The following is a 10,947-nucleotide window of genomic DNA, read 5'->3' as shown; positions in this document are numbered from 1 at the left end:
CCGCATGACGTACAGCACGAAGACCGCCGAGACGATCGACGCCGACCTGCGCGACAGGATCGAACAACTCCCCGCCGAGCAGCGGGCCCTGCTGCGCCAGCGCATGTGGGAGAAGGGCGCCTCCACGGGTCTGCCGGCCCTGGACGAGAACGGCGAGGCCCCCGCGTCCTTCACCCAGCGTCGGATGGCGTTCCTGTCCGGACTGGACCCGGACAGCCCCGCGTACCACAGCCCCGTCGTCCACCGGCTCACCGGACCGCTGGACGACACGGCCCTCGAAGACGCACTCAACGACCTCCTGCGGCACCACGCCGTCCTGCGCACGGTCCTCCCGGTCAGCAAGGACCGCACCGTCCAGCGGGTCCTGCCGCACCGCCACCGGGCGCTGCCCGTCGTCGACCTGACCGCGCTGCCCGAACGGGACCGCCTCCCGGAGGCGGAACGCCTCGCCCTGGCGGACGCCGGGGAACGGTTCGACCTGGCCACGGGGCCACTGGTGCGGTTCTCCCTGGTACGCCTCGCCGCGGACGACGCGATCCTGGTGCTCGTCTTCCACCACGCGGTCATCGACGGCTGGTCGCTCGGCGTCTTCCTGAGCGACCTGGGCACCGCGTACGGCGCCCGCCTCGACGGCCGGACACCCGAACTGCCCGCCCCCACGGTCGAGTACGCCGAATACGCCCGCTGGCAGCACGAATGGGCCCAGGGCGCCGAGGCCGCGCGCCAGCTCGACCACTGGGAGCGCTGTCTGGCCGGCGCTCCGGACCCGATGCCGCTGCCCGCCGACCGGCCCTGGCCCGACCGCCCCTCGGGCCGCGCCGCCTCCACCGTGTTCACGGTGGACGCCGGGGTGAGCGACGAACTGCGGCTGCTGTCGGCGCGCACCGGCACCACACTGTTCATGGTGCTGCTCGCCGCGTTCCAGATCGTGCTCGCCCGCTACGGCGGACACGACGACGTGGTGGTCGGCACGCCCGTCGCCAACCGCCGCTACCGGGGCTTCCACGACCTGGTCGGATTCTTCGCCAACTCGGTCGCACTGCGGTCCCGGGTCCGCCCCGGGACGTCCTTCCAGGACTTCCTCGCCGAGGTCCGCGCGACCTGCCTGGAGGCCTACGAGAACGAGGACGTCCCCCTGGACCTGGTCGCCCGCCGGCTGCACCCGGAGCGCACCCCCGGCCGCAACCCCATCTACCAGGTCAACTTCACCCTGCACAACACCCCGCCGCGCGCGGTCGCAACCCTGCCGGGCGGGATCACCCTCACCCCGCTCGACCACCTGGACCACGACGCCGCCCGCTTCGATCTCGACCTGAACGTCTGGGAGACCGACGCCGGCCTGGAGTGCCGGCTCATCCACTCCACGGACCTGTTCGACACCGCCACCGGCGAGCGGCTGGCCCGCTCCCTGACCACCCTGCTGTCCGCCGTGCCCGCCGACCCCACGGCACCGATCGGCACCCTGCCGCTGCTGACGGACGAGGAGACCCGGCAGGCCCTGCGCGAGGGCACCGGCACCGCGGTGCCCCGCCCCGAGGACGTCCGAGTGGACCGGCTCTTCGCCGAGCGTGCGCATGCCACTCCCGAGGCGGTCGCGGTGTCGGCCGCGGGCCGACCCGACCTGACGTACCGGGACCTCGACCGGCGCGCCAACGGGCTCGCCCACCGGCTGCACGGCCTCGGCGCGGGCCCCGGCGACGTGGTCGCGGTACTGCTGCCGCGCGCCCCCGAGGCGGCCGTCGCGCTGCTCGCGGTGCTCAAAAGCGGCGCCGCCTACCTGGCGCTCGACCCGGCGTATCCCGAGGCCCGGCTCGACCACATGCTGCGCGACAGCGGAGCCCGCCTGCTGGTCACCGACGCGAGCCTGCGGAACCTGGCGCCGGGCGCGGGCCCTTCGGTGGTCACGCTGGACCCGGACCGGATGCTCCGGGAGGAGGCCGAGACCCCACCGCGAGGAGACTTCCGCTCCGTAGACCTGATGTACCTGATGTACACCTCCGGTTCGACGGGCGGGCCCAAGGGCGCCATGCTCTCCCACCGCCAGGTCGCCAACTACCTGCTGTGGGCCGTCGAGACGTACCTGCCGCCGGAGGCCGACGGTGCCGTCCCGGTGCACTCCTCGCTGTCCTTCGACCTGACCGTGACGAGCCTGTTCGCACCGCTGCTGGCGGGCCGCAGGCTGCTGTTCGCCGACGACGCCGGCACCCCGGGCCAGGCCCTGCGCGGCTGCGCCGAGTCCGACAGGGGCCTCGCCTTCGTCAAGCTCACCCCTTCACACCTGGGGATGCTGGCGGACTCGGGCGCGCCCGCACATGCCGGCGACTGGACGCGCACCCTGGTCGTCGGCGGTGAGGAACTGCACGAGGAACGGCTCACGGCCTGGCGCGCCGCACCCGGCCGGCCCCGCATCGTCAACGAGTACGGCCCCACCGAGACCGCCGTGGCCTGCGCCGCGTACGACAGCGCGCACCCGGTCGGCGGCTTCGGCCGGGTGCCCATCGGCAGGCCCGTGCACAACGTGCGGCTCCACGTCCTCGACGCGTGGCTCAACCCCGTGCCGGTGGGCGCGCCGGGCGAGCTGTACGTCGGCGGGGCGGGCGTCTGCCACGGCTACTGGAACCGTCCCGACCTGACGGCGGAGCGCTTCGTCCCCGACCCCTTCGGGGAGCCCGGCGGGCGCCTGTACCGGACCGGTGACCGGGTGCGGCGACTGGCCACCGGAGACCTGGAGTACCTGGGCCGGCTCGACGACCAGGTGAAGATCCGCGGCCACCGGATCGAACCGGACGAGGTGGCCGCCACCCTGGCCCAGGACCCGCAGATCCGGGAGGCCGCTGTGATCGCCCACGGCGACACCCCGCAGTCCCGGCACCTGGTGGCCTTCGTCAGCCCGGACACCGCAACCGTTTCCGGCCCGGACGCCGAGGACGACTGGGTGAGCCGCTGGCGCACCCTGTACGAGGACACCTACGGCTCCGCCGAGCGCCCCGCCGACCCGTCCTTCGACCTGGCCGGCTGGAACAGCAGCTACACCGGCGAGCCCCTCCAGGCCGACGCGATGCGCGAGTGGCTGGACCACACGGTCGACCGGATCCGCGCGCTCGGGCCCCGCCGGGTGCTGGAGATCGGCTGCGGCACCGGCCTCATCCTGTCCCGCGTCGCCCCCGACTGCGACTTCTACCAGGGCGTCGACCTGTCCGAGCAGGTCGTCGACCGGCTGCGGCGCGAGGTCGGCACCGACCCGAACGACCGGGAGCGGATCGCGCTGCGGTCCGACCCCGCCCACCTCGCGATCCGCCGAGGCGAGACCTACGACACCGTCGTCCTCAATTCCGTCGTCCAGTACTTCCCGTCCGTGGACTACCTCTTCGGTGTCCTGGAGCAGGCCGTAGAGGCGATGCCCGACGGCGGCCACGTCTTCCTCGGCGACGTGCGCAACCTCGCTCTCCTGGAGGCCTTCCACGCCTCCGTGACCGCCCACCGCGCGCGGCCGGGCACCTCCACCGACGCACTGCGCGCCGAGACCCGCTGGCGCATGGAGGCCGAGAGCGAACTCTGCCTCCACCCACGGCTGTTCGACGAGCTGCGCACCCGGCCGCGCATCGACTCGGTACGGGTCCTGCCGAAGCGGGGGACGGCCGACAACGAACTGACCCGGTACCGCTACGACGTCGTGATCACCGTCGCCGGCCCGCACACCGCGAACGACACGGCCGCCGGGTCACCGCGGTGGCGCGACTGGCAGGCGGAGGGCATGGATGCCGCCGCCCTGGACACGCTGCTCGGCTCCGAACGCCCCGACCGGCTCGCGCTGCGCGGCATCCCCAACAGCCGCCTGACAGCCGACCTGCGGCTGCTGAACCGGCTGTCCGGCGCGACAGCGGACGCCGTCGGCCCGGGCGCCGACCCCGAGGAGCTGTGCCGCCTGGCCGGGCGCCACGGATACCACGCCGAACCGAGCTGGGCCGACGGACGTCCCGACGGATCCTTCGACCTGCTGCTGCACCGCCGCGGAACGGCACCCGCGCCCCTGCCGTCCACGGGCACCTCCGCCCCGCCACAGCGGCTCGCGACCGAACCGCTGTGGCGGCCCGCCGCGCTCGCCGCACTGCCCGGCATCGCGGACCGCGTCCGCACCCGGCTCCCCGGCCCCATGCTCCCGTCGCGGTACGTCGTGCTGCGCCGGCTCCCGCTCACCGCCCACGGCAAGGTGGACCGCGCCACGCTCACCGCCCTGCTGGCCACCGCCGCCGCCCCCGCCGACGAGGAAACCGGGCACCCGGGGGCGGAGCCCGAGGTCGAACTCACGCCCACCGAAGGGCGGATGGCCGCCATCTGGAGCGAACTGCTCGGCCGCGACGGCATCCGCCCCGAGGACGACTTCTTCGACCTCGGCGGCCACTCCCTGCTCACCTTCCGCCTGGTCTTCCGGCTGCGGGAGGAGTTCGAGGTGGAAGTGCCGATCCGCGGGCCCTTCGACGCCTCCACGCTCGCATCCCTGTCCGCACTGGTCGACGGCCTGCTCGCGGAGAAGAACCGCCCCGCGCTGCCCGCGCTGGCGGCCGTCGAGCGGGAGGCGACGGTACCCGCCTCCTTCGCCCAGGAACGCCTGTGGTTCCTCCACCAACTGGACCCGGACACCGCCCAGTACAACTTCCCCGTCTTCGTACGGCTGACCGGTGAACTCGACGTCGACCTGGTGCGGCGGTCGCTGGCGCAGATCGTACGGCGGCACGAGGCGCTCAGGACCGTGATAACCGCCCGCGACGGGCGGGCGTACCAGACCGTGCTGCCCGCCGAGCCGCCCGCGCTGCCCCTCACCGACCTGACCTCGTACCCGCCCGAGCAGCGCGAGAGCGAAGCCCGGCGGCTCGCCAGGGAGCAGTACGCCCAGCCCTTCGACCTGGCCGCCGCCCCCGTGCTGCGGGCCGCACTGCTGCGGCTCGGCCCCACGGACCACGTGCTGCTGCTGACGGCCCACCATGTGACGGTGGACGGCTGGTCGGCAGCCGTCCTGCTGGAGGAACTGGCCGAACTGTACGCGGCGGCCCGTGAGGGACGGCCGCACCGGCTGGCCGACCTGCCGGTGCAGTACGCCGACTACGCGATCTGGCAGCGCCGGCTCGCCGAGGCAGGCCACTTCGACCGCCTGGTGGAGCACTGGACCCAGCGTCTCGACGGCATTCTCGACCTGCCCGGACTGCCCCTGGACCGGCGCCGTCCGGCCCACCCCGAACACCGCGGTGAGAGCCTGCGCTTCCGGATCCCGGCCGGCACCGCAGACGGGGTGCGCACACTGTGCCGGGACGAGGACAGCACCCTGTTCATGGCGCTGCTCGCCGCCCTGTACGCGGTACTGAACCGGCGGACCGGGGAGACCGACCTCGTCGTCGGCTCGGACGTCGCGGGCCGCTCCGACACCAGGACCGAACCGCTGATCGGGTTCTTCGTCAACCAGATCGTGCTGCGCGCCGACCTCACCGGCGCCCCGACCTGGCGGGAGCTGCTGCAGCGCACCAAGACCCTGGCGCTGGACGCCTACGCCCACCAGGACCTGCCGTTCGAGGAGGTGGTCAAGGCCCTCAGCCCGCCCCGCACCCGCAACCACAGCCCGCTGTTCCAGACCAAATTCGTGCTGAACAACAACCGGCGGGCGACCGGCTCCGCGGCCGGACTGCGCATCAGCCCCTTCTCCGCGGACCTCATCGACACCAGCCGCTTCGACATCACCATCGTCCTGGAGGAGGACGACTCCGGTATCGCGGGATTCCTCAACTACGACCCCGCCCTCTTCGACGCCTCCACCATGGAGGAACTGCGCGAGCAGTACCTCGCGCTCGTCGCGGACATGGCCACCCGGCCCGACGTCTCGATCGCGGACGCGCCCCTGCCCACGACGCCGCCCACCACCCCGGGCCGGCCCGCACCGGGCCGGGGCAAGCGGCGCGGCCCCGGCGCACTGCGCGCCCTCACCCCGACGAAGGTCGCCCTCACCGGGGGCGACGTCGTCACCCGTGAGCACCTGCGCGCAGACGCCGACCTGCCCGTCGTGCTGCGGCCGGCCCGCCCCGACGTCGACCTGGTGGCCTGGGCACGCGCCCACCGCGACCGGCTCGACGCGGACCTGGAACGGCACGGCGCCCTGCTGTTCCGCGGCTTCTCGGTGACCGACCCCGACGCCCTGGAGCGCTTCGCCTCCGTGTTCGTCGACGACCTCTTCGCCGAGAACGGCGAGCACCCGCGAGCCTCGCTCGGCGGCAACGTCTACACGCCGGTGTTCTTCCCGCCGGAGGAGAAGCTCCTCTGGCACAACGAGAACTCCTTCAACGCCGAGGGCCCGACCCGCATCTGGTTCTGCTGCGCCCGCCCGGCCGAGTCCGGCGGCGAGACCCCCGTGGTCGACAGCCGCGCCGTCCACCGCAGGCTGGACCCGGCGCTGCGCGAGGAGTTCACCGCCAAGGGAGTCATGTACATCCGCACGTACGGCACCGGCCTGGGCCTCGACTGGCGGGACGTCCTGCGCACCACCGACCGGGCCGAGGCCGAGGCCCGCTGCGCCCGGCAGGGACTGCGCCACACCTGGCACGGTGACCGGCTGCGCACCACCGCCGTGCGCCCCGCCGTCCTGCGCCATCCGCGCACCGGCGAGTGGTCCTGGTTCAACCAGGCCCAGCACTGGCACACCGCCTGCCTCGACCCGGACGTGCGGGAATCGCTGCTGTCCACGATGGCCCCGGAGGAACTCCCCCGCAGCTGCCGCTTCGGCGACGGGACACCGATACCCGACGACGCCATGCGGGAGATCCTGCGGGTCTACCAGGAACTGGAGATCAGCTTCCCCTGGGAACGCGGCGACGTGATGCTGCTGGACAACATCCTCACCGCCCACGCCCGCAACCCCTTCCGCGGCGAGCGTGAACTCCTCGTCGCCATGGGCGACATGGTGAGGTTCCAGTGACGACACGGACCGAGCAGGTACGGCAGGTGGAGGGATACCGGCTGTCCTTCCAGCAGCAGCGGCTGTGGCGGCTCACCGAACTCGGCGTGCCGTCCTGGGCGCAGATCCTCCTCACCGCCGACGGTGACCTGGACGCCGGGCGCCTGGCGTCCGCGCTGCACGACACGGTGACCCGGCACGAGATCCTGCGGTCGACCTACCAGCGGGTGCCCGGCGTACGCACCGCGCTGCTCGTCGTCCAGGACCCGGACGACGCGCGCCCGCACTGGTCCCACGAGGACCTGCGGCACCTCGACGAAGCGGCGCGACTGCGGCGCATCGACGAGGTGGCCCGCATGGGCAGGCGGCTGCCGCACGGCACACCGGACGAGCCGGTCCTGCGGGCGACCCTGTTCACCCTCGGCCCCGAGCGGTACGCACTCCTGCTCACCACCACCGCCCTGGCCGCCGACGGCCCCGCACTGCGGCTGCTCGCCGACGAACTGGCCCAGCGGTACGCCGGCACACCGCCCACCGGGGAGGTCCTGCAGTACAGCCAGTTCGCCGAATGGCAACACCAGGAGTACGGACCACAGCCGAGCCGGCCGGCGCCGCCCGGCGCCCCCGCGAGGCCGCTGCCCCTGCCGCTGCGCCGGCACGGCGGCTCCGGCCGGCCGGAGCGCCGGACCGTCACCGCACCTGTGCCGGAGGGCGTCACGTCCGCCGTCCACGCCTACGCGCGACGGCGGCGGGTGCGCCCGGCGGCCGTGCTGCTGGCCGGCTGGCAGACGCTGCTGGGCCGGATCAGCGGACAGCGCGACCTCACCGTCGGCACGCTGCTCACCGGCCGCGATTTCGAGGAAACGGCAACCGCCCTCGGCCACTTCGCCCACTGGACCGGCGTGAGCGCCCGGCTCGAACCCGCGGTGGTCCTGGACGCCCTCGCCGCACGGGCGGAACGCGCCCTGTCCGACGCCGAGGAGGCAGACGAGGACGCCCCGTCCCCGGACCCGGGGGTCGGGGCGCCCCACGACATCGGCTTCGTCTGCCAGGACCTCACCTCGATGCCGCCCACCACGGGCGGCCCGGCCGCCGGCGTCACCTTCACCGTGCTGTGGGACGACGTCGAGAGCGAGCACCACGCCCTGCGGCTGATGTGCACGCTGGGCCCGGCCGAGGGCCGAACGACGTGGACCTACGACGGTGAGCAGTTCGACGACGCCTACGTGCGTGTCCTCGCCGACCAGTACACGACGCTGCTCGCCGCCCTGCTCGCCGCGCCCGCCACTCCGGTGCGCCGGACGCGCCTTCCTCCGGCGCCCGGCGCCGCCCCGCTCCTGGACCGCCTGCCGGAACCGTCGGACGACCTCTGTCTGCACCATCTCGTCGAGCGGCAGGCGCGGCGCACTCCTGACGCCCTCGCCGTGGTGGCCGGACCGGAGCGGCTGACCTTTCGGGAACTCGACCTGCTGGCCGACCGGTGGAGCCGGTCGCTGCGCGCGCGGGGCGTCGGCGTCGAGACCCCGGTGGCGGTGAGCGCGGCCCACTCGGCCGCACTGGTCGTGGCGCTGCTGGCCGTGCTCAAGGCCGGCGGAACGTACGTTCCGCTCGATCCGCAGCTCCCGCCTCTGCGCGTGGGGGAGTTGCTGGAGCGGGCGGGGTGCAGACTGCTGCTCACCGATCGTCCGGACGAGACCGGCGTCCCGCAGGGCGTCGAGTGCGTCGATCTGCGCGGCCTGCCATCCGACGCCGCGCAGACGGCGGCCGGGTCCGCCACGCCGGACGGCGCACGGCCCGACACCCTCGCGTACATCATGTTCACGTCCGGCTCGACCGGGGCCCCGAAGGGGGTGATGCTCTCGCACCGGGCCGTCCGCGACTACCTGATGTGGAGCGCCCGTACCTACCTCGCCGACGGCGACCAGGAGGAGACTGACGACACGGGCGCCGGTCGTGGCCGGCAGGGCGGCGACCGTGCGGGCGGTGCGATGGCGCATTCCTCGATCGGGTTCGACCTCACCGTGACGAGCCTGTTCCTGCCCCTGGTCACCGGTCGGCCCGTCCACCTCGACCCCGCCTGGCGCGACGCCCTCGCTCTCTCGGCGGAACTGGCCGGCAGGTCCGGCCTGGACCTGCTCAAGCTGACCCCGTCCCACCTGAAGGTCGTCAACCACGCCTTGGAGCCGCGGCACCTGGCCGACACCGCGGGGTCGCTCGTCCTCGGCGGTGAGGCCCTGGACGGCGAGGCGATCGCCCCCTGGCTGGCAGCCGCTCCGGGGACGAGGGTGTTCAACGAATACGGTCCGACCGAGACCGCCGTCGGCGTGTGCGTCCACGAAGTGAGCGCCGAGGACGGCCCCGGCCCGGTGCCCATCGGCCGGCCCATGGACCATGCGGAAATCCTGCTCCTGGACGAGGACCTCGAACCCGTGGCCGTCGGCGTGCCGGGAGAGATCCACATCGGCGGCACGAGCCTGGCCCGCGGTTACGTCGGAGCCCCGGACGCCACCGCCGAGCGCTTCGTGCCCCACCCCTTCTCACCGGAGCCCGGCCGCCGTCTGTACCGCACCGGCGACCTCGCCTGCGTCGGCCCGGACGGCCTGATCCACTATCTCGGGCGCGTGGACGACCAGATCAAGGTCAACGGCGTACGGGTGGAGCCCGAGGAGATCCGAGCCGCGCTGCTGCGCCACCCCGGCGTGCGGGACGCGGCCGTGGTCCTGGTCTCGGAGGAGGAACGCGGCGACCACCTGGCCGCCTGTGTCGTCACCGCCGCCAGCGCCACCGACACCGACACCGCACCCCGGTCGCTGCGCACCTTCCTGGCAGAGCGGCTGCCCGCCCACCTGGTGCCGCTGACGTACGCCAGGACCCGGGCGATACCCCTCACGCCGAACGGGAAGGTGGACCCGGCCGCGGTACGGGCCCTCACCTCCGGCGGCGCCGCCGCGCCGCACATCCCCCCGGCGGGCCGCACCGGAACACCGCCGCGGGGGCCGGTGGAAACCGCCGTGGCCCGTGTCTTCGAGGAACTGCTCGACGCCGGCCCGGTCGCCGCGGACGACGACTTCTTCGCCCTGGGCGGTCACTCCCTGCTGGCGGTCCGTCTGATCGCCAGACTGAACGCGGAGTTCGGTACCGCGCTGCCGGTACCCGTCCTGTTCACGGAGCCGGACCCGGAACCGGGGCACCGCGACCGGCCGGCCACCCCCCGGCACCTGGCTCGGCTGCTGAAGGCGGACACCGCTGCCGACCCCGCCCGATCCGAGGACGTCGTCGCGCTACGGCCCCGGGGCGAGGGCGCACCCCTGTTCTGCGTCCACCCCGCGGGCGGGGAGGCCATCGGTTTCCGCCACCTCGCCGCCCGCCCGGAACTCAGCAGCCCGCTCTACGCCCTCCAGGCACCGCCGGCCGCCTCGGCGGACGACGCGGCACAGGAGGACCAGAGCATCGAGGCGCTGGCCGCCCGCTACCTGAAGGCCGTCCGCGCCGTGGCCCCGAACGGCCCGTACCTGCTGCTCGGCTGGTCCATGGGCGGGCTCGTGGCGTTCGAGATGGCCCGACTCCTCGAACAGCGGGGCGAGCGGCCCGGGATGCTCTTCCTCGTCGAGAGCTACCTTTCCGAGCATCTCCCTCGGAGCGACGAGGACAGCGACGCAACGGGAGCGGGCGCCGCCCGGCTCGACGCCGGGGCGACCGACGCCGAACGCCTCGACCTGGACCTCCGCCTGCGCGCCAACCGCATGCACCTGCGGGCCGCCCGCGACTACCGCCCGTCGGCGTACACCGGACCGGTGTGCCTGATACAGGCCGGCCGTCAGGACCCCGACTTCCGGCGCGCGGCGGCCCGTTCCTGGTCCCGCGTCTGCGCCCCCGCACATCTCACCCACCACGTCCTGGAAGGCGACCACCTGTCCCTCTTCGCACCCCCGCACGTCACCGAACTCGCCCGCCTGATCGACAGGAAGACCCGATAGAGCTCCGAGCCGCCCCTCCCTCCGCGGTGACCC

At 73.8% G+C, this 10,947-nt stretch carries 2 protein-coding genes; both read left to right on the top strand.

Annotation, left to right across the window (positions count from 1 at the left end; all coding sequences use genetic code 11):
* Positions 1–4: 4 nt before the first annotated feature.
* The gene (locus ACFYNL_RS33590) at positions 5–6,958 is read left to right on the top strand and encodes an amino acid adenylation domain-containing protein (protein WP_388810263.1); all 6,954 of its coding nucleotides are present in this window, start codon (positions 5–7) and stop codon (positions 6,956–6,958) included.
* On the top strand, positions 6,955–10,914 hold the full coding sequence (locus ACFYNL_RS33585; protein WP_388810261.1) for an amino acid adenylation domain-containing protein: 3,960 nt from the start codon (positions 6,955–6,957) through the stop codon (positions 10,912–10,914). The genes ACFYNL_RS33590 and ACFYNL_RS33585 overlap by 4 nt, the downstream gene beginning before the upstream one ends.
* Positions 10,915–10,947: the final 33 nt, after the last annotated feature.

Origin of the sequence: Streptomyces sp. NPDC007808 (assembly GCF_042868655.1) — a bacterium.
In the GTDB taxonomy this organism is placed as follows: Bacteria; Actinomycetota; Actinomycetes; order Streptomycetales; family Streptomycetaceae; genus Streptomyces.
The sequence above is the reverse complement of the archived record's forward strand: the minus strand, read 5'-3'. Positions and strand labels throughout refer to the sequence as shown.

Bases quoted from the DNA above. Each gene is read 5' to 3' on its own strand.
- ACFYNL_RS33590 (WP_388810263.1), top strand. From the start codon at position 5: ATGACGTACAGCACGAAGACCGCCGAGACGATCGACGCCGACCTGCGC.